The sequence below is a fragment of the Phenylobacterium sp. genome (genome assembly GCF_004799515.1).
Classification (GTDB): Bacteria; Pseudomonadota; Alphaproteobacteria; order Caulobacterales; family Caulobacteraceae; genus Phenylobacterium.
This window is the reverse complement of sequence record NZ_SSMX01000024.1, coordinates 1-22019: the sequence shown is the minus strand read 5'-3', so window position 1 is coordinate 22019 and position 22019 is coordinate 1. Positions and strand designations below refer to the sequence as shown.

At 69.0% G+C, this 22019-nt stretch carries 23 protein-coding genes; 15 read left to right on the top strand and 8 right to left on the bottom strand.

The window, feature by feature from the left end; translation table 11 throughout:
* The first annotated feature begins 104 nt into the window (after positions 1 to 104).
* A complete protein-coding gene (locus E8A49_RS09100; RefSeq protein WP_293379385.1) occupies positions 105 to 695 on the top strand; it encodes a TMEM175 family protein in 591 nt (196 codons plus the stop codon).
* A 13-nt stretch (positions 696 to 708) separates the two neighbouring features.
* Here the strand turns inward: E8A49_RS09100 and E8A49_RS09095 are convergent, their stop codons facing one another.
* Complete coding sequence (locus tag E8A49_RS09095) at positions 709 to 1299, bottom strand: TetR-like C-terminal domain-containing protein (RefSeq protein ID WP_293379383.1); 591 nt, start codon at positions 1297 to 1299, stop codon at positions 709 to 711.
* A 94-nt stretch (positions 1300 to 1393) separates the two neighbouring features.
* Here E8A49_RS09095 and E8A49_RS09090 point away from each other — a divergent pair, with 94 nt between their 5' ends.
* The gene (locus tag E8A49_RS09090) at positions 1394 to 2713 is read left to right on the top strand and encodes an alpha/beta fold hydrolase (RefSeq protein ID WP_293379381.1); all 1320 of its coding nucleotides are present in this window, start codon (positions 1394 to 1396) and stop codon (positions 2711 to 2713) included.
* A 9-nt stretch (positions 2714 to 2722) separates the two neighbouring features.
* Here E8A49_RS09090 and E8A49_RS09085 read toward each other — a convergent pair whose 3' ends face one another.
* Complete coding sequence (locus E8A49_RS09085; RefSeq protein ID WP_293379379.1) at positions 2723 to 4450, bottom strand: multicopper oxidase family protein; 1728 nt, start codon at positions 4448 to 4450, stop codon at positions 2723 to 2725.
* 255 nt (positions 4451 to 4705) lie between these two features.
* Here E8A49_RS09085 and E8A49_RS09080 point away from each other — a divergent pair, with 255 nt between their 5' ends.
* Positions 4706 to 7003 (top strand): TonB-dependent receptor, encoded by a 2298-nt coding sequence (locus tag E8A49_RS09080; RefSeq protein WP_293379377.1) that lies wholly within the window; start codon positions 4706 to 4708, stop codon positions 7001 to 7003.
* A gap of 4 nt (positions 7004 to 7007) precedes the next feature.
* On the opposite strand, the gene E8A49_RS09075 is transcribed toward E8A49_RS09080, so the two are convergent.
* A complete protein-coding gene (locus tag E8A49_RS09075; protein WP_293379375.1) occupies positions 7008 to 8348 on the bottom strand; it encodes a TonB family protein in 1341 nt (446 codons plus the stop codon).
* A 274-nt stretch (positions 8349 to 8622) separates the two neighbouring features.
* Between E8A49_RS09075 and E8A49_RS09070 the strand changes: the two genes are divergently transcribed.
* Complete coding sequence (locus tag E8A49_RS09070; RefSeq protein ID WP_293379373.1) at positions 8623 to 9276, top strand: peptidoglycan DD-metalloendopeptidase family protein; 654 nt, start codon at positions 8623 to 8625, stop codon at positions 9274 to 9276.
* 76 nt (positions 9277 to 9352) lie between these two features.
* On the top strand, positions 9353 to 10645 hold the full coding sequence (locus E8A49_RS09065) for an MFS transporter (RefSeq protein WP_293379371.1): 1293 nt from the start codon (positions 9353 to 9355) through the stop codon (positions 10643 to 10645).
* Here the strand turns inward: E8A49_RS09065 and E8A49_RS09060 are convergent.
* On the bottom strand, positions 10642 to 10902 hold the full coding sequence (locus E8A49_RS09060; RefSeq protein ID WP_293379368.1) for a GlsB/YeaQ/YmgE family stress response membrane protein: 261 nt from the start codon (positions 10900 to 10902) through the stop codon (positions 10642 to 10644). The genes E8A49_RS09065 and E8A49_RS09060 overlap by 4 nt on opposite strands.
* A 181-nt stretch (positions 10903 to 11083) precedes the next feature.
* Between E8A49_RS09060 and E8A49_RS09055 the strand changes: the two genes are divergently transcribed.
* Positions 11084 to 11383, top strand: a complete 300-nt coding sequence (locus tag E8A49_RS09055; protein ID WP_293379365.1) for a glycine zipper 2TM domain-containing protein — start codon at positions 11084 to 11086, stop codon at positions 11381 to 11383.
* Positions 11384 to 11460: 77 nt separating this feature from the next.
* Here E8A49_RS09055 and E8A49_RS09050 read toward each other — a convergent pair whose 3' ends face one another.
* Both E8A49_RS09050 and E8A49_RS09045 read right to left on the bottom strand, forming a co-directional pair.
* Entirely contained in the window at positions 11461 to 11733 is a 273-nt protein-coding gene (locus E8A49_RS09050; RefSeq protein WP_293379362.1) for an usg protein, read from the bottom strand.
* Between the two features lie 101 nt (positions 11734 to 11834).
* Entirely contained in the window at positions 11835 to 12209 is a 375-nt protein-coding gene (locus E8A49_RS09045; protein WP_293379359.1) for a hypothetical protein, read from the bottom strand.
* A 99-nt stretch (positions 12210 to 12308) separates the two neighbouring features.
* On the opposite strand from E8A49_RS09045, the gene E8A49_RS09040 reads away from it, so the two are divergent.
* From E8A49_RS09040 to E8A49_RS09015, 6 genes are all read left to right on the top strand, one after another.
* The gene (locus tag E8A49_RS09040) at positions 12309 to 13604 is read left to right on the top strand and encodes an LLM class flavin-dependent oxidoreductase (RefSeq protein ID WP_293379356.1); all 1296 of its coding nucleotides are present in this window, start codon (positions 12309 to 12311) and stop codon (positions 13602 to 13604) included.
* Positions 13601 to 14380 (top strand): alpha/beta fold hydrolase, encoded by a 780-nt coding sequence (locus E8A49_RS09035; RefSeq protein WP_293379353.1) that lies wholly within the window; start codon positions 13601 to 13603, stop codon positions 14378 to 14380. Before E8A49_RS09040 ends, E8A49_RS09035 begins: the two co-directional genes overlap by 4 nt.
* Positions 14381 to 14427: 47 nt before the next feature.
* Positions 14428 to 15078: an alpha-ketoglutarate-dependent dioxygenase AlkB gene (locus E8A49_RS09030; RefSeq protein ID WP_293379350.1), complete on the top strand. Its 651-nt coding sequence runs from the start codon at positions 14428 to 14430 to the stop codon at positions 15076 to 15078.
* 60 nt (positions 15079 to 15138) lie between these two features.
* Positions 15139 to 16356, top strand: a complete 1218-nt coding sequence (locus E8A49_RS09025) for a parallel beta-helix domain-containing protein (RefSeq protein WP_293379347.1) — start codon at positions 15139 to 15141, stop codon at positions 16354 to 16356.
* Positions 16353 to 17420, top strand: a complete 1068-nt coding sequence (locus tag E8A49_RS09020; RefSeq protein ID WP_293379344.1) for an SO2930 family diheme c-type cytochrome — start codon at positions 16353 to 16355, stop codon at positions 17418 to 17420. The genes E8A49_RS09025 and E8A49_RS09020 overlap by 4 nt, the downstream gene beginning before the upstream one ends.
* Before the next feature lie 101 nt (positions 17421 to 17521).
* Positions 17522 to 18136 carry a YceI family protein gene (locus E8A49_RS09015; RefSeq protein WP_293379341.1) on the top strand — a complete coding sequence of 205 codons (615 nt, stop codon included), beginning with the start codon at positions 17522 to 17524 and terminating at the stop codon, positions 18134 to 18136.
* A gap of 4 nt (positions 18137 to 18140) precedes the next feature.
* Here E8A49_RS09015 and E8A49_RS09010 read toward each other — a convergent pair whose 3' ends face one another.
* Entirely contained in the window at positions 18141 to 19376 is a 1236-nt protein-coding gene (locus tag E8A49_RS09010; RefSeq protein WP_293379338.1) for an acyl-CoA dehydrogenase family protein, read from the bottom strand.
* 72 nt (positions 19377 to 19448) lie between these two features.
* On the bottom strand, positions 19449 to 19664 hold the full coding sequence (locus tag E8A49_RS09005) for a hypothetical protein (RefSeq protein ID WP_293379335.1): 216 nt from the start codon (positions 19662 to 19664) through the stop codon (positions 19449 to 19451).
* 150 nt (positions 19665 to 19814) lie between these two features.
* Here E8A49_RS09005 and E8A49_RS09000 point away from each other — a divergent pair, with 150 nt between their 5' ends.
* The 3 genes from E8A49_RS09000 to E8A49_RS08990 form a co-directional block, all read left to right on the top strand.
* A complete protein-coding gene (locus E8A49_RS09000) occupies positions 19815 to 20231 on the top strand; it encodes a rubrerythrin family protein (RefSeq protein WP_293379332.1) in 417 nt (138 codons plus the stop codon).
* A 173-nt stretch (positions 20232 to 20404) separates the two neighbouring features.
* Positions 20405 to 21790, top strand: coding sequence for a heterodisulfide reductase-related iron-sulfur binding cluster (locus E8A49_RS08995; protein WP_293379329.1), 1386 nt, complete (start codon positions 20405 to 20407; stop codon positions 21788 to 21790).
* Positions 21791 to 21798: 8 nt separating this feature from the next.
* Positions 21799 to 22019: DUF3501 family protein (locus tag E8A49_RS08990; RefSeq protein ID WP_293379326.1), on the top strand; the 221-nt coding region annotated here is incomplete at its 3' end.

The following is a 22019-nucleotide window of genomic DNA, read 5'->3' as shown; positions in this document are numbered from 1 at the left end:
CGCCACTTCGCCAGGATAGCCGCCCGTCCGGGGCCGGGACAGAGCCGAGGGTGACGGCGGCGGCGCGGACGCCCTAAGGTCGCTTTCCAGCGGCGGGAGCGATCATGGGCAAGGAGCGGCTGGCGGCGTTCAGCGACGGGGTGCTGGCGATCATCATCACCATCATGGTGCTGGAGCTGAAGGTCCCGCACGGTGTGGCGGCGGCGGACCTGATCCCCGTCCTGCCGGTGTTCCTGAGCTATGTGCTGAGCTTCATCTACGTCGGCATCTACTGGAACAACCATCACCACATGCTGACCCTGTGTCAGACGGTCAACGGACCGATCCTGTGGGCCAACCTGCACCTGCTGTTCTGGCTGTCGGTGGTGCCTTTCGTCACGGCCTGGATGGGCGAGAACTATCTGTCGACCGCGCCGGTGGCGCTCTACGGCGTCGTGCTGATCATGAGCGCCGTCGCCTTCGCCATCCTGATCGCCCTGCTGGTGCGCCATGAAGGGCCTGGCTCGGCTCTGGCCCGGGCGGTGGGCCGGGACGTCAAGGGCAAAATCTCGGTGGGGATCTACGTGGCCGGCGTGGCGCTGGCCTTCGTCCAGCCCCTGGCGTCCCTGGCGCTCTACGTCCTGGTGGCCGGGATCTGGTTCATCCCGGATCCGCGGGTGGAGCGGGCGATCGGGCTGGATGAACAATCTCGCTGACGGCCGGCCCTTTCTATGGCGGCGCGCTCACCAACTGCCCGGCCTTCGCCATCGCCAGCAGGCGGTCCACCAAGCGGTCGGCGACACTCTGGTCGGCGGGGACGCCGAACAGGGCGCGGACATAGATGGGGGCGAGCAGATAGTCGGTGACGTCCATGACGCCGGGTGCGGGTTCGCCGCGCTCAAGGGCGCGGGTGATCAGGTCGTAGATCTGCTGGATGCGGGGCCCGAGCGCGGTGATGCGGCCTACGCGGTCGGCGTCCTCGGTTGGCGCGGTGGCGATCAGGATGCGGAAGAAGGCCGAGCCCTCGCGGCTGCACAGGCTCTGAGCCACCGTCCGTCCCCAGGTCCTGAGGTCGCCTTCCAGGGAGCCGGTGTCCGGCAAGGGCGAGTCCTCCATCAGCCGCTCCACCGCCATCTCGGTCAGCAGGCTGCGTACGTCGCCCCAGCGCCGGTAGAGGCTGGTCGCCGCGACCCCGGCGCGCCCGGCGATGTCGGTCATGGCGATGTCGGCGGCGTCGCGCTCCGCCAGTAAGGCCGCGGCCGCCTCGAAGGCCTGCGCCTTGGTCCGCGCGGTGCGGCCGCCTGGCCGTGGGGTCGCCATGAAGGTCGTCTCCTTAACGCAAAATAATTTGCATTAGTTCGGAAGAAGGCGCAAGGACTGTCGCACAGTGCAGCCTGACCGGCGGAGGACACCCATGGACCGTAGAACCCTTTTCGCGCTCGGCCCCGCCCTGGCGCTGGCCGCCGGCGCCGCGGTCGCCCAAACTCCGCCTGCAACGCCGACGGAGACGTCGCCACTGTTCCCCGACGACGACCAGTTCTGGTTCGAGACGGTGCGGATGTTCGGCGCCGATGAATATGGCGCGGGCTCCTTCGGCGAGGTGCTGGCGGTCTCGCGCCAGATCAAGGCCGGCGACTACGACAGCTGGTACGACGCCTGGAACGCCGCCGGCGACCGCCTGGCGAAGGAAGCCGAAGGGCAGCTCGTCCGGAGCCACAAGGTCAGCGCCCGCGACAACTTCCTGCGGGCGTCCAACGCCTACCGCTCGTCGGAATTCTTCCTGCACGCCAATCCAAAGGACCCACGCGTATCGCGGGCCTACAAGCGCGCCGTCGAGACCTATCAAGCCGCCGTCAAGCTGTGGCCCACGCCCATCGAGCCCGTGGAGATCCCCTATGAGGGGACGACGCTCCCCGGCTACCTGCACCGGGTGGATGGTTCGGCCAAGAGGCGGCCGCTGCTGCTCCTGAACACCGGCTTCGACGGCTCGGCCGAGGAGATGCATTGGTCCGGCGCGACCGCGGCGGTGGAGCGCGGCTACAACGTCCTGGTCTTCGACGGCCCCGGCCAGTTCGGTCCCCTGCACCGGGCGGGCCTTCCCTTCCGCCCCGACTGGGAGAAGGTGGTCACGCCGGTCGTCGACTTCGCCCTGAAGCAGAAGGGCGTCGATCCGAAGCGCATCGCGCTCATGGGCGTCAGCATGGGCGGCTATCTCGCCCCGCGCGCGGCGGCCTTCGAGCCCCGGCTGGCCGCCTGCATCGCCAACGACGGCGTCTTCGACAACGGCGCGCCCTACCTGGCGCAGGTCCCGCCGGCCCAGCGCCAGGCCTTCCTGGCGATGATCAAGGCGCCGCCCGGCCCGTCGCCGCTCGATCCCATCCTCACCGGGATGATGAAGGCCTCGCCGGTGGCCCGTTGGGCCGTCACCCACGGCATGTGGGCCTTCGGCGCGTCCAACCCCCGCGCCTACTTCGCCAAGGCGCTGGAGTACAATCTGTCGGGCGGGGTCGCCGAGAAGATCCGCTGCCCGACGCTGGTCTGCGACGCCGATGGCGACCTCTTCTACAAGGGCCAGCCCCAGGTGCTCTACGATCACCTGACCTGCAAGAAGACCATGGTCCGCTTCACTGAGGCCGAGGGCGCGGGCGCCCACTGCCAGGTGGGCGCGAGCCGCCTGGCCTTCGCCCGCATCTACGACTGGCTGGACGAGACCCTGGCGGCGATCCCGGCCTAGTCCGCGCCGTCAGTGGCGCGGCAGCACCCGGATGATCGCCATCATGCCGTTATCCTCATGGTCAAGGATATGGCAGTGGTAGACGAAGTCGCCGACCACGGGCCCGCGGAAGTCCATCAGGACCGTGATGCTCGGATAGGGGCCGCTTCCCGTCCAGTAGGGCACCAGGAAGGTGTCGTAGAACTGCTGCTGCGCGGCCGGCAGGGTCTGGCCGTTCTCGCCGATCAGCTTGAAGTGGATCTGGTGGATGTGGAAGGCGTGCAGCTCCTGGGAGCGGTTCTCGATCGTCCACTGCTCCACCGCCCCCTGGGTGGTGACGATGGCCGGCGGATTGGCGGCGTTGAACACCGTGGGCGTCGCGCCATCGACGGTGATGAAGAAGCTGGTGCTGGCGTCGTCGCCGTTGCCCTGCTGGACTTCTGAAAAATAGAGCGTCCGGTTTGCCGTCACCATGCGCGGAGTAAGGCCAGCGAACCGGTTGCCGGGCGGCGCGGCGGTGGGCTGCGGCATGGGCGCGGTGCAGATCGAGCCTTCCGCCGCGACGGCCGTGGCGCTGGTCTGCAGCAAGGCGAGCGTCCGGGCGGGGTCGAAGTCGCCCTGCGGGCCGGTGTCGATCGCCTGGGTGACGAGGGCCGCCTTCTGGACCGTGGCCGCGGGGCCGGTGATGATGAACTCGGCGCGGCCGGCCGGCGGCAGCATGATGTGGGTCACCGGCATGAGGGTTCCTTGGCCCTTGCCGTCCTGCGATCCGGTGGGCACGCCGTCGAGGGCCACCAGCTGCAGCGGCTGGGCGACGCCGTCGTAGACGAGCTGCAGGTCGGTGACGGTGTCGGCCGAGGCGTTCAGCACGCGCCAGAACTCCTGCCGCCCCGGCGGAATGCCGATCACCGCGGGGACCTCGGTGGGGAAGGCGATCGGCACATAGTTGAGGGTCAGATCCCAGGACGGCGGGGCGATGCCCGCGTGGCGGACGCCGCCGGAGGGCGCGCGGCTGGGCCCCGGCGCGTCGGCGACGTTCTGGTCGCGGATCACCAGGAGCCGCGTCGGCAGGCCGGCGACGGCCGGCTGGAGGTTCTCGATGCCGTCGACGACGATCGCCCCGGACGCGCCGCCCTGCACCGCGGTGTCCGACTGGCCGTGGATGTGCGGATGGTACCAGTAGAGGCCCGGCGGCTCGTCCCAGGGCAGCTTCACCGAATAGGTGAAGGTCTGGCCGGAGTTGACCGTGGTGTGGATCGTCTCGTCGGAGTGGCAGGTGGGCGCGGTGTTGGCGCCGTGGAAATGGATGTTCACCGAGCTCGCGTCGCTCGCCGCCGCGCCGCAGACGTTGGAGCCCACGCCCATGACCATCGGCGTCGAGGCCCCGCTGACCGGCGGGACCCGGTCGGTCAGGGTGATGTCGAGGGTGTCGCCGGGGCGCAGGTGCAGGGAGGGCGATTCCAGCCCGTCCGGCGTCACGAAGCAGAAGAGGGTGCGCCCGTCGCTGTCGGTGGTGGTCACATAGTCCAGCGAGACCTTCAGCACGCCGTTCTGGCTGTAGAGGTCCGGCGGCGATGTGGCCACGGCGCCGGCGGCGGGGCGGGCGCAGGTTTCCGGGGCGGCCGTCGTCGTCGTGGCGGGCGGCGGGCTTTGCATCGCCATGCCGCCGTTGCCGCTGCTTCCGCCGCCGCAGCCGGCCAGCATGCTCGCCGCCAGACCGCAGAACGCCCAGGTCCAGATCCTGTCGAGACGGGGCACGCGATCTCCTCAACGCCGACTTGCACGGAGCCTGCCGCCATTCGAGCCATACGGCTTAAAATTTTCCATGCAATTCCGCCAAGCTGTGGCGCGCCTATGAGGCCTCGATCGCGGATCGGGAAGAATTCCCGATTTGATCGGGAACGGGCGCCATTGCCGCGCTCCGACGCCTCTTCTACCCCCGAGGGAACGCCGCGCTGACGGCTTGAATAAAAAAAGATTTGCGGGGAGCGACAGGTTTTGAAGCACCGATATTTGGCGTCTCTTCTGCTGGCGGCCACGCCGGCGGCGGTGTCGGCCCAGACGGCGGGCCCGGCCTCGAATCCCGTCTCTGAGCTGGTGGTGGTCGCGGCCTCGCCGCTGCCCGGTTCGAACCTCGAGCGGGACAAGGCGCCGGTCGAGACCTACGTCGTCACCGCCCGTGACATCTCCCGGACCGGCCCGCCGGACCTCCTGAACGCCCTCAACCAGCAGGTGGGCGGCGTCAATCTGGATTCGGCCGCGGGCAACCCTTATCAGCCGACCCTATTCTATCACGGTTTCGAGGCCTCGCCGCTGCAAGGGACCTCCGAGGGCCTGGCGGTCTACGCCAACGGGGTGCGCCTCAATCAGTCGTTCGGCGACACGGTCAACTGGGACCTGATCCCCAACCTCGCCATCGACCGGCTGACGGTGGAGGGCTCCAATCCGGTCTTCGGCCTGAACGCCCTGGGCGGCTCGCTGAACGTGCAGTTGAAGACCGGCTTCACCTACCAGGGCGGCGAGGCGGACCTGTCGGGCGGGTCGTTCGGCCAGGTGCAGGGTGACGTCCAGTACGGCGCGAAGGTCGGGAACACCGCCCTCTACGTCGCAATCTCCGGCCTGCACGAGGACGGTTGGCGTGACCTGCAGTCCTCGGACATCCAGAGCCTATATGGCGATCTCGGCTGGCGCGGCGAGCGGGCCGAGGCGCACCTCAACGTCACCCTGGCCAACTCCGTCCTGAACGGCCCCGGCACCTCGCCGGTGGAGCTGCTGGCGGCCGATCCGGCGGCTCAGTTCACCGCGCCCAACAAGGTCTCCAACCGCTTCGCTCAGATCAGCGGCTCGGGCGGCTATCAGCTCAGCCCCACCACCTCGGTGCAGGGCGTGGTCTATTACGACAACTTCCGGCAGCTGGTGGTGAACGGCAACAGCGCCAACGACACGCCCTGCGACGACGGCTCCGGCCTGCTCTGCGGCGACTCCGGGCCCAGCACCACCCTGGGCGGCGCGACGATCCCGGCCTTCCTGGGCGACAGCCCGTTCGCCTATTCGGAGCTGGACGACCAGACCACCAACACCGACGGCTACGGCGTCTCCGCCCAGGTGGTGAACACCGACAAGCTGTTCGGCCTGACCAACCACGCGGTGCTGGGCGCGAGCTATGACGGGGCCCAGACCGACTTCTCCGGCATTTCCTTCATCGGCGGCATCACCGCGGTCAGCCGGGAGTTCGTCGGCCCGGGCGTGGTGATCGACGAGCCGGGCGACAACGTCCCGGTCCATGTCGGCGTGACCGACAACTATTACGGGGTGTTCGGCTCGGACACCCTGAACCTGACGCCGGAGCTCTCGGTGACCGCCTCGGCGCGCTACAACGTCGCCGACATCGACCTGAAGGACATGAACGGCGGCGACCTGACTGGCGCCCACAGCTACAGCCGCTTCAACCCGGCCATCGGCCTGGCTTACAAGGCCGCCTCCTGGGTCACGCTCTACGGCGGCTACGCCGAGGCCAACCGCGCGCCGACGCCGGCGGAGCTGTCCTGCGCCAGCCCGGCGGATTCCTGCAGCCTGGCCAACTTCTTCGTCGGCGACCCGGACCTGAAGCAGGTGGTGGCCCACACCTTCGAGGCCGGCGCGCACGGCGGGTTCCAGCCGTTCGCGGGCGCGACCCTCAGCTACAACCTGGCCCTCTACCGGACCGACCTGGACAACGACATCCTGTTCGTCAACAGCGTCACCCAAGGCCGCGCCTTCTTCACCAATGTCGGCCGCACGCGCCGCCAAGGCGTCGACGCCGGGGCGCGGCTGGTGACGGACCGCTGGCAGGCCTACGTCGACTACGCCCACACCGACGCCACCTATCGGACCAGCTTCGTGGAATCCGGCGGCAGCAACCCGGCGGCGGACGGCGACGGCAACCTCGCCATCCAGACCGGGAACAAGCTGCCCGGCATTCCCGCCGACCAGGTGAAGCTCGGCTTCGACATCAAGGCGACGGAGCGGCTGACCCTGGGTGCCATGGCGGTCGGCCAGAGCGGGACCTTCCTGTTCGGCGACGAGGCCAACCTGACGCCCAAGCTGCCGGGCTTCTTCGTGCTGAATTTCTACGGCAGCTACCAGGTGACCCACAATCTGCAGGTCTTCGGCCGGATCGAGAACGTGGCGGACACCCGGTACTACACCTACGGAACCTTCTCCCCTACCGATTCGGTGTTCCTGAGCCAGGCGCCCACCGCCAGCAATCCGCGCAGCTACAGCCCCGCCGCCCCGATCGGCGGCTTCGGCGGCGTCCGCTTCACCTTCTAGGGACCTAGGGTTTGGCGGCGGCGGCCTGTTCCGGAGCGCCGCCCTCGTAGCGCAGCGGGATGGCCACCGTCGCCCCCACGGTCGGCAGGCCCTCGGTGGTCCAGGTGGTCAGCCTGAAGTGCGGGATCAGAGCCATGGCCGCCTGGCCGACGCCCTGGCCGGCCGGGTCCTCGCGCGTCACCTTGCAATCGGAGACCGCGCCGCCGGCCTGCACCGTGCAGGCCAGCATCACCCGCACCGTGCCACCGACGCCGGCCTTGGTCACCGTGGCGAAGGCCTGGGCGGTCTCCTCGGCGCTGGGTAGAGCGGCCCATTGCGGCTTGCCGACCGCGGGCTGGCCCGCGCCCAGCACGGCCGGGTCGAAGGTGAAGGGGAGCTGCACCGTGGCGTCGCGCAGCGGCTTGCCTTGCAGGTCAGCCGGCGCCCGGAAGCGGCGTGCGAGGGCCAGGGCGGCATTGCCAAAGCCCTGGTCCTTCGGCTCCTCGGTCATGGTCCGGCACTCGATCAGATAGCCTTGGCTCGAAAAGGCGCAGTTGACGGTGGCGTGGCCGGGCGTGCGGGCCTCGCGCGCCCGGCGCGGATAGGCCGCGGCCAGGTCGGTGTAGCTGGGCGCCTCGATCCAGGCCATGGCCGCCGGCGCTGTCGAGGGTCCATTGGCCGCCAGCGGGCCGCCCGCGCCGGCCTGCAGGACGAAGTTGATCGGGATGTTCACCGGGGTCACCTGCGGCTCGCCCTTCAGCGAGCCGGGCTTCATCAGGAGCTGGGGCGTGATCGCCACGGCCGCCGCGCCGAACTGCTCGCCGGCCGGCGACTCCGAGATCGCCACGCAGTCGAAGAGCGCGCCCTGCAGGTTGATCATGCAGTTCAGCACAGCCTTACCGCTGAGGCGCTTGGTGAGCGCGTCCCTTGGCCAGACGGCCATCAGGTCGGCCGGGGTCGGCTTGTGCAGCCAGGTCGGCGGCGCATCGATCCGGAAGGCGGAGTCCAGCAGAACCACCGTGCCGCCCGGCGCCTCCGTGGCCACCAGCTCAGGCTTCATCTGGAAGAGCGGCGCGAGCGAGGCCAGGCCCTGGGCATAGCCGGAGCCGGCCGGCGTCTCGGCTAGGCTGGCGCAGGCCGAGAGCGCGCCGGCGGCGTCCACGTGGCAGCGCACCACGGCGCGGCCGCCATGGGCCCGGACCTCGGCGGGCCGTATCTCGGCGTACTGCTGCGGCGTCGGCTCCTTGGCCCAGCGGGCGGCCTGGGCCGGCGGGGCGGAAGCGGGCGCCGGCGGCTGCGCTCCTGCGGAGGAGGCGAGCATCAGGGCCGCGACGGCGGCCACCGCGCGGGCAGGCGTCAAGCTCATGGAAGTCTCCTCCAGCCCCCGCATTCTGCACACCGCCGCGCCGAGGGGGAACCGCCGAAAGCGGCGTCCGGGCTCAGGGGCGGCGGCGTGCGGGGCGGCGGCGTTCGAGGCGGTGATGGAGGCGCCCTGTCGGAACGGTCAAAACCGTTCGCGGCGAGATGACGCATCAGTATATCCGAGGCGCCGGATTATCTACTCAGGGATGCGATTTCCCACAGATATTAAAGCCAAGCTCGATAGACTTCGCCAGCTTGCGCAGTCTTCCAATAGAAGCGTGGCTGTACTGCCGCTGGCGCTGGGCGTCGCGGTGATGTCCTTGGGCCTGGCCGAGGCGGCAGCGCATGCTGAAGCCTCGGCCCAGCATCATGCGGGCGGCTCCGGCCTGTTCGCCGACCTGACGGCGGATGCAGCCCCCGCCGACGCCCCGCCGCGTACCCGCTTGGTTTGGGAAGGCGTCGACCTCGATGGCGACGGCCAGCCCGACGTCGCCAACCCCACCGGCCACGCGCCGCGCGGCGCCGACGCCTATGGCGAGGGCGCTTTCCATGCCTCGCGTGACGGCGGCACGCGGGAGCATGAGGGCGTGGACTATGTGGCCACGGCCGGCCAGGCGGTCACCGCGCCGATCTCCGGCTTCGTCTCCAAGATCGGCTACGCCTATCCCGACGACCAGACCCTCAAGTTCGTGGAGATCGACAATCCCGCGCTGCACCTGACCGCGCGGGTGTTCTACGTCGATCCGAAGGTGGCGGTGGGCGATCCCGTCGCCATCGGCCATCCGATCGGTGTGGCTCACACCCTGCAGGCGCGTTATCCGCTGGGCATCACCGACCACGTCCACCTTGAGATCGCCGAGGCCGGCCGCAAGGTCGACGCCCAGACCCTGATCTTCGCCCGGACCGAGACGGAGCAGCAGGCCGCGGACTAGGCGCCGCGCCCGCGCCTTGCCACGGGCGCCGCAACATCGTTCAGTGACCGCCGGCTTGGGGATGCGGCGGGGCGGCATGGCGATCGCGGCGGACGTGAAGGCCGGCCCAAGGCCCGTCAGCTTCGGCATGGGCGTGGTGGGCCTGCTCGCGCTGGCCATGTTCATCAACTACGTCGACCGCGGCAACCTGGCGACCGCCGCGCCCCTGATGAAGGACGAGCTGCGCCTCTCGGCCAGCCAGCTCGGCCTGCTGCTCTCGGTCTTCTACTGGACCTATGTGCCGGGCCAGCTGCTGGCGGGCTGGCTGGCGGAGAAGATCAATCCCTACCGCGCCTATGCCCTGGGCCTGGCCATGTGGTCCCTGTCCACGGCTCTGACTGGCGTCGCTTCGGGCTTCTCCATGCTGATCGTGCTGCGCCTGCTGCTGGGCTTGGGCGAGAGCACGGCCTTTCCCTGTTCCTCGAAGCTGATCGCCCAGCACATGCCGCAGCACCGGCTGGGGATCGCCAACGGCCTGGTCTCCATGGGCCTGTCGCTAGGACCGGCGTTCGGCACCCTCGCCGGCGGCCTCCTGATGGCGAAGACCGGCTGGCGGCCGGTGTTCCTGCTGTTCGGCCTGGCCTCGCTGCTCTGGCTCTGGCCCTGGCTCAGCGCCACCCGGCGCCTGTCGGCGGCGGCCGATGAGCCCAAGCGGGACCTTGCGCCCTCGTTCCTGGCGATCATGGGCCGGCGTGAGGCCTGGGGCGCGGGCCTCGGCCACTTCTGCAACAACTACGCCTTCTACTTCGTGATCTCGTGGCTGCCGCTCTACCTCGTGAAGTCGCGCGGCTTCACGGTCTCGCAGATGGCCGAGCTGGGCGGCGCGATCTACGTGATCTACGCGGCCGCCTCGATCGGTACGGGCTGGATCTCGGACCGCTGGATGGCGGCGGGCGGCTCGTCGAACCGGGTGCGCAAGACGGTTGTGATCGCCGGCCACGCCCTTACGGCGGCGGCCATGGCCGGCTGCATGCTGGGAACCGCGCCGGTGGCTATCGCCAGTCTGTTCCTGGCGGCGGTGGGCTTCGGCCTGATCAGCCCCTCGCTCTACGCCATCGGCCAGACCCTGGCGGGCCCGCGGGGCGGCGGGAACTGGATCGCCTTCCAGAACGCGCTGGGCAATGTGGCGGGAATCGTCGCGCCTATCGTCACTGGCGCGGTGGTGGACCGGACCGGCCAGTTCACCTGGGCCTTCGCCGTGGCGGGCCTGGCGGCGGTGGGCGGGGTGCTGTCCTGGGGCTTCGTGGTGCGCAAGATCGCGCCGCTCGCCTGGCCGGGCGCCCTCATCACAGCTGACCAGGCGCCCGGCTCAGGCTTGTCGTCGCCCTAGAACAACCGGCGACGACGCGAAAAGGCGTGGAACAGCACCAGGAGGGCGACCGCCCCCAGGGTGGCCACCAACAGGGAATAGACGTTCAGGCCGGTGACGCCGGCCGCGCCGAAGCGGGTGAAAAGGAAGCCGCCCAGGAAGGCGCCGACGACGCCCAGCAGCAGGTCCCGGATCATGCCGCTGCCGCGATGATTGACGAGCATGCTGGCGATGAAGCCCGCCACCAGGCCCAGGACGATCCAGGCGAGAATAGACATGAGGGTCTCTCCGAAAGCCGGCGTGGGGCCGCCGGCGGTGCGGATCAAAATCGCCACCGCATATTCGGTTCCGCTCTGGCGCGACGCGGCCCAAAGTCGGGGACGCGACCCAGGCGCAACCTTTGCCGTGGGCGCACGTTCTGGACCGAGCGTGTCCGCGACCTTTCCTAGGAGACATCCCGTGCGCAACAAGCTTATCGCGACCCTGGTGTGCTCGGCCCTCGCCGTGACCGCCGTCGTTCCCACCGCCGCCCAGGCCGAGCGCCATCGGGTGCGGGTCTGCCGTGACGTGAGCACCCGCGGCGCCCGCAACACCGGCACCGCGGTCGGCGCTGTGGGCGGCGGCGTGGTCGGCAATGCGCTGGGCCACGGCAGCGTCGGCGGCACGGTCCTGGGCGCCGTCGCCGGCGGCGTGATCGGCCACCAAGTCGCCAAACACAACGCCACACGCAAGGTCTGCCACTGGGAGTGGCGCGGCTAGGACCGCTTCAGCCTCGCTGACAGCAAGGGCCCGGCGCGCGATGTGCGCCGGGCTTTTCGCATGCCGATGCGCCAAGCTCAGTGCAGACGGAACTCGCCGCCCAGGGCCTTTAGCTCCGCGGGCTTGATCAGCCGGCAGTGGCCAACCGTGACCCTGAACAACGGCCCGTCCAGGGTGCGCGTCCAGAAGTCCAGGAAGCCCTTCAGCTGCGGGAAGTCCGGGAACAGGTCGTAGTCCTGCCAGATGTAGCTCTGCAGAAGGGCCGGATGGTCGGGCATGCGGTAGAGGATCTCGGCGGTCGTTAGACCATAGCCGGCGAGCTGCTTGCGGAATTCGGGCGAGGCCTGCATGGCGGTCCCCAACGCTCCCTATACCCACAAAGTCTGGGCATGATTCGCGCCGAAGATTCCAAGAATTCAGCTATTTGGCACTCATCAAGCGGGACTGCTGCTCAGGTTTTGGGGGGCAGGCGCAGCGGAACCGGCGGCGTCACGGGCCGCCAGCCCCGCGCAGCGATGACGTCGTTGCTCTCCCGCGCCTCGCGGCCCTCCGCCAGGGACCAGGTGACATGGAAGGTCCCGCCGTCCGGACGGGCGACGGCGCCGTCCACGGCCACCACCAGGGCCTGGACGCCCGCCCCGTCGTCCGCCTCGCCCACGATCGCGCCTGCGGTAGCCTGCGGCTCTTCCGCCGCCCGGTCGCCGAACTTCAGGGTCACATGGTGGGCGACCACCACCGGATAGCGAGGCGGGAAGCGGGCCAGCAGGGCCTCGCGCTCAGCGGGGTCCAACAGCCAGCCGGTGTAGAAATGCGTCGGGTCGGCCATGCGGCTCACTTTCCCCGGTTGGCGCCCGGCCCGGAAGGCTTATCGTTGATAAGCTGACCGCTCAGAAGAAGCGGCTGGGAACGAACGGGAGTCCGGACCATGAAGTTCACCTGGTTCAACCTGATGCCGTGGCCCTATCTGCCGGACGACTTCCGGGAGACCAACCGCTCGGTCTGGGTGGACATCGACCAAGCCCTGTTCGACCCGGTGAAGAGCCATCAGGTCTACAACACCTACATGGACCTCCTCGAGTACGCCGACGCGCTCGGCTTCGACGGGGTGGGCGTGAACGAGCACCACCAGAACGGCTACGGCATCATGCCCAGCCCCAACATCATCGCCGCGGGCCTGGCGCGCCGGACCAAGGACGCGGCCATCGTGGTGCTGGGCAACTCGATCGCCCTCTACAACCCGCCGATCCGCGTGGCCGAGGAGTTCGCCATGCTGGACTGCATCTCGGGCGGACGGCTGGTGGCGGGCTTCCCGGTCGGCACCTCGATGGACACCAACTTCTGCTACGGCCAGATCCCCAGCCTGACGCGGGAGAAGTACCAGGAGGCCCACGACCTGATCATCAAGGCCTGGACCACCCGCGAGCCCTTCGCCTGGAACGGCCGCTACACCAAGCTGCGCCACGTCAACCTGTGGCCCCGGCCGATCCAGCAGCCGCATCCGCCGGTGCACATCCCCGGCGGCGGGTCGGTGGAGACCTACGACTTCTGCATCGACAACACCTACAGTTACTCCTACCTCAGCTTCTCCGGCTACCTGCGCGCCCAAGCCCTGATGAGCGGCTACTGGAAGCGGGTGGAAGAGCGTGGGGTGGACAAGAGCCCCTACCGCGCCGGCTTCGCCCAGACGATCCTGGTGGCGGACACGGACGAAGAGGCCGAGCGGCTCTACGCCGAGCACGTCAACTACTTCTACAACCGCTGCCTGCACGTCTACCCGGGCTTCGCCGACGCGCCCGGCTACCGCACCATAAAGACCATCCAGACCGGGGCGCTGTCGCAATACGCCCCGCCGCGCGGCGGCTACGCGACGCTGTCGTGGAAGGACCTTGTGGAGGGCGGCCACGTGATCGCCGGCTCCCCGGAGACCGTCCGCCAGCGGATGGAGGAGCTGATCAAGGGCCTGAACGTCGGCAACATCTTCTGTCTGATGCACGTCGGGAACATGCCGGCCGACAAGTGCATGTACTCCACCAAGCTGTTCGCCGAGAAGGTGATGCCGAAGCTGAAGGCCATGTTCCCGGACTGGGCGCCGGAGTGGGCGGACGACAACCGCTTCTGGACCAGTCCGCTGAAGGACCGTGTGGCCTCGGGAAGCCTGCCGCGCCAGGCGCCCAGCGCCGCCGACCTGGCCAGGACCTACGCATTGGAGGCCGGGGAATGATCGGGCTCAAGACCGTCCAGGCCCCGCGCGCCGCCGTCCGCTATTTCGAGGGCGGCGAGGGCGAGCCGCTTGTCTTCCTGCACGGCGCGGGCGGCCTGACCGCGGAGGACCCGTTCCTGGCCGCGCTCGCGCAGACGCACCACGTCTACGCCCCGCTGATCCCCGGCTACGGCGATAGCGACGAGGCGCCCGAGATCCGCGACATGCTGGATTTCACCCTGCACAGCTGGGATGTGGTCGAGGCGTTGGGCCTGAAAGACCCGGTGCTCGTCGGCCACTCCATGGGCGGGATGATCGCCGCGGAGATGGCGGCCATCGCGCCGAACGACGTCTCGCGCCTGGCGCTGATCGCGCCGGCCGGCCTCTGGGACGACGCCCATCCGGTTCCGGACCTCTTCTCGACCCTGCCGTTCGAGATGCCGGCGCTGCTCTTCCACGACGCGGCGGCCGGGGCGGCGATGCTGACCGCCGGGCGCAATGTGGAAGACCCGAACTTCCTGCAGACCTACCTGGTGACCAACGCCCGCCAGCTGGGCATGGCCGGGCGCATCCTGTTCCCGATTCCGGAGCGGGGGCTCCAGCAGCGCCTCTATCGGATCAAGGCGAAGGCGGTGCTGATCTGGGGCGACAGCGACCGGCTGATGCCGCCGGCCTACGCCCACGCCTTCAAGAAGGGCATTGCGGACTCGCGGCTCGTCTCCATCCCCGAGGCCGGCCACATGGTGATCGTCGAGAAGACCGCCGCGGTCGTCGAGGCTATCGCGACGCTGGGCTGACCCCACAGACCGTCGTCGTCCGGTCGGCCTCTCCGGGCGCCGGGAGGATGACGGGCATTGGGAAGCCGGCGCACTACATGAGGGCCATGACCGCCGCCCTGCAACCCGGCCTGTTCGAGACCGCGCCCGCCTCACCGGACCTGCCGCCGGGCTTCGCCTACCGGCCGGACTTCCTGTCGCCGGGCGAGGAGGGCGGTCTGCTCGGCTGGCTCGGGACCCTGCCGTTCGAGCCGTTCCAGTTCCGCGGCTTCGAGGGCAAGCGCCGGGTGATCTCCTTCGGCTGGAAGTACGACTTCACCCGCAGCCACCTGGTCAGCGCCGACGGCATACCGGCCGAGCTCTCCGCCGTGCGCGAACGCGCCGCGGCCTTCGCGGGCCTGGGAGCGGAAGACCTGCAGCAGTGCCTGATCAACGAATACCTGCCCGGCGCGCCCATCGGCTGGCACCGCGACCGGCCGGCCTTCGAGACCGTGCTGGGGATTTCGCTGAAGGCCCCCTGCAGCTTCCGCCTGCGCCGCCGCGTGGACGAGAGGTTTGCGCGCGCGGCCATCGAGCTGCAACCGCGCTCCATCTACGCCCTGACCGGCGAGGTGCGCACCGCCTGGGAGCACTCGATCCCACCGGTCAAGGCGCACCGCTATTCGATCACCTTCCGCAACTTCCGCGGCGAGACGCGGGGATTGCCTGCCGCAAGGTGACGGGGCCATAGGAAGTTGAACGGCGCGTCACGATGCCGGCGACCCCGGGAGGAGACCCAGATGAAGCGACTTTGGATCGTGGCCACGGCCGCCGCCGTGCTGGCGGGGTCGGCCGAGGCGAAGACGCTGACCGTCACCCCGGGCGGCGACGCCCAGGAGAAGATCCAGACCGCGCTCCTGGACGCCAAGCCGGGCGACACGGTGATGATCGCCGCCGGCCGCTATGAGCTCACCGACGGCCTGTCGCTGGACGTGGCCAATGTGACGGTGAAGGGCGCGGGTCCCGACGCCACCATCCTGTCCTTCAATGGCCAAAAGAGCTCCGGCGAGGGCTTCCTGATCACCTCCAGCCGCGTGACGGTGCGCGACCTGGGCGTCGAGAACTGCAAGGGCGACGGGATCAAGTCCAAGGGCGTCGACCAGATCACCTTCAGGAACCTGCGGGTCGAATGGACCGCGGGCCCCAAGGACAGCAACGGCGCCTACGGCGTCTACCCGGTGGCCTCGACCAATGTGCTGATCGATGGCGTGACGGTGAAAGGCGCCTCCGACGCCGGCATCTACGTGGGCCAGTCGAAGAACATCGTGGTCCGCAACAGCACCGCGGCTTTCAACGTGGCTGGCATCGAGATCGAGAACTCGATGAACGCCGACGTCTTCGACAACGTCTCGACCCACAACGCGGGCGGCATCCTGGTGTTCGACCTGCCGAACCTGCCGCAGATGGGCGGCCACTCCACCCGGGTGTTCCGCAACAAGGTCGTGCAGAACGATACCAAGAATTTCGCCAGGAAGGGCGCGATCGTCGGCGACGTGCCCACCGGCACCGGGATCATGGTGATGGCCAACCGCGACATCCACGTTTTCCAAAACGAGATCGACCAGAACCAGACCGCCGCGGTCCTGGTGGTCAGCTACACCCAGAGCTACGACGACCTGACCTACAACCCCCTGCCGCGCGACATCGCCGTGCACGACAACAAGATCGGCAAGAACGGCTGGGCCCCGCAGTTCCCGGGCGGTGACGTCATCGCCAAGGCTACGGGCGGGACCATCCCGCCGGTGGTCTGGGACGGGGTGACCAACTTCACACCTAAGGGGATGAGCGCGCCGGTCGCCGTGCACGTCCACTTCACCGACGGGCCGGTGGCCAACCTGCACTTCGCCGCGCCGGGCAATGTGTTCAGCGCCAAGCCGCAGGTCCTGGCCACCCTCGACGACGGCGCCATCGCCGAGCCCAAGCCCGTCGTTCTGCCGAAGGCCCAGACCGGCTCATGAGGCGACGGCTGCTCGCCGCCCTGGCGGCGATCCTCTGCGTGGGCGCGGCGCCCGCGGCCGGCCCGGTCGACCTCTCGGCCTTGATGTCGGAGACGCCAGCGCCGACGCTTTCGGCCTATCGGCTGTTCACGGAAGCGGGCGTCAACCATCCCAACGCCGGCGTCATGCCCTATGCGCTGAACACGCCCTTGTTCAGCGACTATGCGGAAAAGGCCCGCTTCCTCTACCTGCCGCCGGGGACCCACGCGGCCTACCGGGCCGAGGGCGCGCTCGACCTGCCGGTGGGCGCGACCCTGGTGAAGAGCTTCGCCTATCCGGCCGATTTCCGGCGCCCGGACGACAAGGTCCGTGTGCTGGAGACGCGGCTCCTGATCCACCGCCGCCGGGGCTGGACAGCCCTGACCTACGTCTGGAACGCCGACCAGACCGAGGCCGTGCTGAAGCGCGCCGGGACGCGCATCGATGTCAGCTTCCTCGACGCCCACGGCCGGGCCCGGCAGGTGGACTACCGCGTGCCCAACCAGAACCAGTGCAAGGAGTGCCACTCGCTCTCCGGCCGCATCGCGCCGATCGGGGTCAAGGCGCGCAACCTGAACGGCGACTATCCTTACGCGGAGGGGCGTGAGAACCAGCTCGCCCACTGGATGCGGACCGGACTGCTCGTGGGCGCGCCCACGCCGGAGAAGGCGCCGCGCACCGCCGTCTGGGACAATCCCGCCGAGCCCCTGGAGGCCCGCGCCCGGGCCTATCTCGACGGCAACTGCGGCCACTGCCACAACCCGCGCGGCGAGGCCTCCAACACCGGGCTGTTCCTCAACCTCGAAGAGGCGCGGCCGGTGAAGTACGGGGTCGGCAAGCGGCCGGTCGCCGCCGGCAAGGGTGCGGGCGACCTCTCGACGGACCTCGTCCCCGGCCACCCCGACGCCTCGATCATCGCCTACCGCATGGCCTCCACCGATCCCGGGGTGATGATGCCGGAGCTCGGCCGTTCCGTGACACACGAAGAAGGCTTGGCCCTGATCCGCGACTACATCGCCAGGATGCAGGCGGCTCCCGGGCGATAATTTCCATAACGGAAAGAGTCTTGGGCCGAGGCGGGCGATTATCCCGCCCGAGCTAAGGTATAAATTCCCCAGCGTTAATTCCCTCGCTGGAGAGCCCTATCGTGCGCAACCTCTACAAGTCCGCCGTCTTCGCCGCCGTCCTGGCGCTCAGCGCCGTCGGTGCCGCCCAGGCCCAGATGACCACCGCGCCCGCCGCCGTCCAGGCCGGGACCTACAAGGCCGATCCCGCCCACAGCAAGATCACCTGGTCGGTGACCCACTTCGGCTTCTCCACCTACGTCGGCCAGTTTTCCCACGTGGACGCGACCCTGAAGCTCGACCCCAAGGCCCTGGGCGCGGCCGCGCTGGACGCCACCATCGACGCCAACTCCCTGGGCACGCTGAACCCGGCGCTGGACACCCACCTGAAGTCCAAGGACTTCCTGGACGTCGCCGCCTTCCCGACGGCGACCTTCAAGGCCGCCAAGGTCACCAAGACCGGCGAGAAGACCGCCGACATCACGGGCGACCTCACCCTGCACGGCGTCACCAAGCCGGTGGTGGTGCACGCGACCTTCAACCAGGCCGGCGTCAACCCGTTGGACAAGAAGTACTCCCTGGGCTTCGCCGGAACCGCCGAGATCACCCGCTCGGAATTCGGCATCAAGGCCTACGTGCCCGCGATCAGCGACAAGGTCACGCTGACCATCGAGGCCGAGTTTAAGGCCGTGAGCTAACCGCCTAGAGCAGGTCCCCGCCCGCCGCGGCCGCCGTCGTACCGTCCTTCTGGAAGGCCTTGATGACGTTGCGGCCGACGGTCCAGCGGTGGACCTCGTCGGGGCCGTCCACCAGCCGCTGCGCGCGGATGTGGGTGTACCAGGCGGCGAGCGGCGTATCGCGGCTGTAGCCCAGGGCGCCGTGCAGCTGGATGGCGGTGTCGACCACGTGGTGGACCATGTGGGCCAGGTAGACCTTGGCGATGGAGTTCTCCTGCCGCAGGTCCAGGCCCTTCTCCGCCTTGTAGGCGATGTGCAGCAGCATCAGGCGCGAGATGTAGAGCTGGGTCGCGCACTCGGCCATCATGAACTGCACGGCCTGGCGGTCTGACAGCAGCTGGCCGAAGGTCTTGCGTTCGGTGATCCGGGCGGCGGCCATGTCCAGCGCCCGCTGCGCCAGGGCCACGTTGTGCATGCCATGGCGAAGGCGCCCGTAGGCCAGGCGGTGCTGGCCCATGTTGAAGCCTTGGCCCTCGCCGCCCAGCAGGTTCTCCGCCGGCACCTTCAGGTCGGTGATCTCGATCTCGGAATGGCCGCCGCCCATGATGTGGCTGAGCGGGCCTTCCAGGGCCATGGTCGGGATGTCGCGCTTGATCTTGTAGCCGGGGTCCGGCAGCTCGACGATGAAGGTGGAATAGCGCTGGTGGCGCGGGGCGTCCGGGTCGGTCATGGCCATGACCAGGGCCAGGTCCACGGCGCTGGCGGCCGACGAGAACCACTTCTCGCCGTTCAGGATGTAGTTTTCGTTGCCGTCCTTGACCGCGCGGGTCTGCATGCCGGTGGCGTCGGCGCCGGAGGCCTTCTCGGTCATCGAGTAGCAGACGCGTTTCTCGCCGTTCAGCAGCGGCTTGAGGAACTTCTCCTTCTGGTAGTCGGTGCCGTGCGCCAAGAGCGTCAGGATGGTGGCGTCGTCCGGCCCCTGGCTGTTCATGGAGAGCGCGCCCAGGTGGCTTTCGCCCAGCTCCATCTGCACCAGCGCGTTGGCCAGGGGGCCTAAGCCCATGCCGCCGAATTCCTGTGGCACGAAGGGCAGCCACAGGCCCTGGGCTCGGGCCTTGCCGCGCAGCTCACCGAGGACGGTCTTGTAGCTCGCCTCGTCCACCACCCGGGCCTCGGCGGGGATGCACTCGTCCTGCACCCATTGGCGCACGCGTTCGCGGACCGCCTTGGCGTCCGGCGGGATCTCGAAGTCGATGGACATGGCGCTTCCTCAGGCTGGCTCTGGTTGGCCGCCAGCCTGGGTCGTCGCCCCCACGGAGTCTAGCGGGAGAGTCTAGCGTTCGCCCATGTGGCCGCGCTCGCCGGCTTCCTTGCGGGCCTTTTCCAGGTCGGCGCCTTCCGGCCCGTCCAGGGCTTCCTCGGCCTCACGGGCCTTCTGCTCGACGCCGCCCTTCTTCACGAACGCCTGCTCCTCGGCGTCGAATTTGCGGGCGGCGTCGTAGTTGCCCTCGCCCTGAATCTGCGACGTTCCGGTCTTGTTGTCGGTCATGGCCAAGCCTCCTTCGGTCTCCGGGGTAACCCCGCCAGCCGGGCGCGGTTCCGGATAGATCGTCTCGATCCCGCCGATAGAGCAAAACGATTGGCTCTATTGCCGCCCCGCGGCGTAGGGTCGCGGCCGAAACCCCCAGGGAGACGGACCATGAGCCTCGCCAGCAGCAAGACCCTCGACAACCTCAAGGCGGCCTTCGCCGGCGAGAGCCAGGCCAACCGCCGCTACCTCTACTTCGCCCAGAAGGCCGACGTGGAAGGCTACAACGACGTGGCCGCGGTGTTCCGCTCCACGGCGGAAGGCGAGACCGGCCACGCCCACGGCCACCTGGAATTCATGGAAGCCGTCGGCGACCCCGCCACCGGCCTGCCGATCGGCGGCACCTCCGACAACCTGAAGGCCGCCATCGCCGGCGAGACTCACGAGTACACCGACATGTACCCGGGCATGGCGCGCACCGCCCGCGAAGAGAGCTTCGACGAGATCGCCGACTGGTTCGAGACCCTGGCCAAGGCCGAGAAGTCCCACGCCGGCCGCTTCCAGCGGGCCCTGGACAGCCTGGACTGATCCTTTCTCCCGGGTGTCATCCCGGTTTCGGCGCAGCCGGAGACCGGGACCCATAAGCTCCGCGTCGCAAGCACGTCCGCGAGGGCGCCGAGTGAAACCGTCGATGTGAGCGTTTATGGGTCCCGGTCTTGGCGTACCGCCAAACCGGGATGACAGCGGGTTTGGGGCCACGCATGAGCGAAGACGCCGACACCTCCGGAAAAGCAGCCGCCGGCCCGCCGCGCGAGGGCAGCCTCGATGCGCCGTTCCGCCATCCCATCGCCTGGCGCGACGACGATTACTACGACCTCGCCAAGGTCGAGGCCGAGATGGAGCGGCAGTTCGACGTCTGTCACACCTGCCGACGCTGCTTCAACCTGTGCGACAGCTTCCCGCGCCTGTTCGACCTGATCGACGAGAGCAAGACCGGCGAGCTCGATAGCGTGCCGAAGAGCGACTACGCCAAGGTCGATGAGGCCTGCACGCTCTGCGACATGTGCTTCCTGACCAAGTGCCCCTACGTCCCGCCGCACCCCTTCGACATCGACATCCCGCACCTGATCCTGCGCTACCGCGCCGCCAAGCGCCGCGCCGGCGAGCGGCAGTTCGTGCGCGAGCAGCTGGGCGAGACCGACCGCAACGGCAAGCTCGCCAAGCCCTTCGCCGGCCTCGCCAACTGGGCGACGGCGCGGAAGAACACGCCGCTCCGCCACCTCTTGGAATCCATCGCCCAGATCGACGCCGAGGCGGAGCTGCCGAAGTACCACTCGAAGACCGCGACCGACCGGCTGAAGTCGCCGCTGGCGCCCAACCCGCAGGGCCCCGCCTTCGGCCAACGCAAGGTCGCGCTCTATGCGACCTGCTTCGTCGACTACAACGAGCCCGACACCGCGGTGGCGGCGGCCAAGGTGCTGGCCCTGCAGGGCTGCGAGGTGAAGCTGGTCTATCCCGAATGCTGCGGCATGCCGCAGTTGGAGGCCGGGGACCTCTCCGACGTGGCCGGGCGGGCCGAGCGGGTCGCCGGCGTCTTCGCGCCCTATATCGCCGACGGCTACGATGTGGTGGCGCTCACCGCCTCCTGCGGCCTGATGCTCAAGTTCGAGTGGCCGCTGATCTCGCCGGAGAACAAGGCGATCGTGGCCCTCTCGGCGGCGACCAAGGACATCTGCGAATATGTCGTCGAGCTCAACCGCGCTCACGGCCTCGCGCCCGGCCTGACGGCGGTCGAGGGCGGCGTCACCCTGCACCACGCCTGCCACGCCCGCGCCCAGAACATGGGCGCGAAGTCCGCGGAGATGCTGAAGCTGATCCCCGACACCCGCGTGGAGCTGGTGGAGCGCTGCTCCGGCCACGGCGGCACCTTCGGGGTTATGAAGGCCACCCACCAGGTGGCCAACAAGGTGGGCCGGCCCGCCGCGCGGCAAATCGCCCAGAAGGGGACCGAGACCCTATGCTCGGACTGCCCGCTGGCCTGCAAGCACCTGGGCCAACTGCTCAGCGCCGAGACCAAGGCCGAAGAGCACGCCACGCCGCGCCAGGCCCATCCCATCGAGATCTTCGCCCGCGCCTACGCGCTTTGAGAGACGCCATGCCCCCCAGCGCCCGCCAGATCACCCCCGCCGACCTGATCCCCGACGCGGACTACGCCAAGCAGCGCCGCGAGCGCCGCGTGGCCCTGCTGCCGATCAAGCGCCTGCGCCGCATCGAGCTTGGGCCGGTCTGCACTCTGATTTTCGAGAACTACGACACCATGCTGTTCCAGGTGCAGGAGATGCTGCTGACCGAGCGCGGCGGGCCCGAGCAGGTCCC

Excerpts from the sequence above, each read along its gene's own strand:
- E8A49_RS09100 (WP_293379385.1), top strand. The coding sequence starts at position 105 with ATGGGCAAGGAGCGGCTGGCGGCGTTCAGCGACGGGGTGCTGGCGATC.
- E8A49_RS09095 (WP_293379383.1), bottom strand. The coding sequence starts at position 1,299 with ATGGCGACCCCACGGCCAGGCGGCCGCACCGCGCGGACCAAGGCGCAG.
- E8A49_RS09090 (WP_293379381.1), top strand. The coding sequence starts at position 1,394 with ATGGACCGTAGAACCCTTTTCGCGCTCGGCCCCGCCCTGGCGCTGGCC.
- E8A49_RS09075 (WP_293379375.1), bottom strand. The coding sequence starts at position 8,348 with ATGAGCTTGACGCCTGCCCGCGCGGTGGCCGCCGTCGCGGCCCTGATG.
- E8A49_RS09065 (WP_293379371.1), top strand. The coding sequence starts at position 9,353 with ATGGCGATCGCGGCGGACGTGAAGGCCGGCCCAAGGCCCGTCAGCTTC.
- E8A49_RS09060 (WP_293379368.1), bottom strand. The coding sequence starts at position 10,902 with ATGTCTATTCTCGCCTGGATCGTCCTGGGCCTGGTGGCGGGCTTCATC.
- E8A49_RS09050 (WP_293379362.1), bottom strand. The coding sequence starts at position 11,733 with ATGCAGGCCTCGCCCGAATTCCGCAAGCAGCTCGCCGGCTATGGTCTA.
- E8A49_RS09045 (WP_293379359.1), bottom strand. The coding sequence starts at position 12,209 with ATGGCCGACCCGACGCATTTCTACACCGGCTGGCTGTTGGACCCCGCT.
- E8A49_RS09040 (WP_293379356.1), top strand. The coding sequence starts at position 12,309 with ATGAAGTTCACCTGGTTCAACCTGATGCCGTGGCCCTATCTGCCGGAC.
- E8A49_RS09035 (WP_293379353.1), top strand. The coding sequence starts at position 13,601 with ATGATCGGGCTCAAGACCGTCCAGGCCCCGCGCGCCGCCGTCCGCTAT.
- E8A49_RS09030 (WP_293379350.1), top strand. The coding sequence starts at position 14,428 with ATGACGGGCATTGGGAAGCCGGCGCACTACATGAGGGCCATGACCGCC.
- E8A49_RS09025 (WP_293379347.1), top strand. The coding sequence starts at position 15,139 with ATGAAGCGACTTTGGATCGTGGCCACGGCCGCCGCCGTGCTGGCGGGG.
- E8A49_RS09020 (WP_293379344.1), top strand. The coding sequence starts at position 16,353 with ATGAGGCGACGGCTGCTCGCCGCCCTGGCGGCGATCCTCTGCGTGGGC.
- E8A49_RS09010 (WP_293379338.1), bottom strand. The coding sequence starts at position 19,376 with ATGTCCATCGACTTCGAGATCCCGCCGGACGCCAAGGCGGTCCGCGAA.
- E8A49_RS09005 (WP_293379335.1), bottom strand. The coding sequence starts at position 19,664 with ATGACCGACAACAAGACCGGAACGTCGCAGATTCAGGGCGAGGGCAAC.
- E8A49_RS09000 (WP_293379332.1), top strand. The coding sequence starts at position 19,815 with ATGAGCCTCGCCAGCAGCAAGACCCTCGACAACCTCAAGGCGGCCTTC.
- E8A49_RS08995 (WP_293379329.1), top strand. The coding sequence starts at position 20,405 with ATGAGCGAAGACGCCGACACCTCCGGAAAAGCAGCCGCCGGCCCGCCG.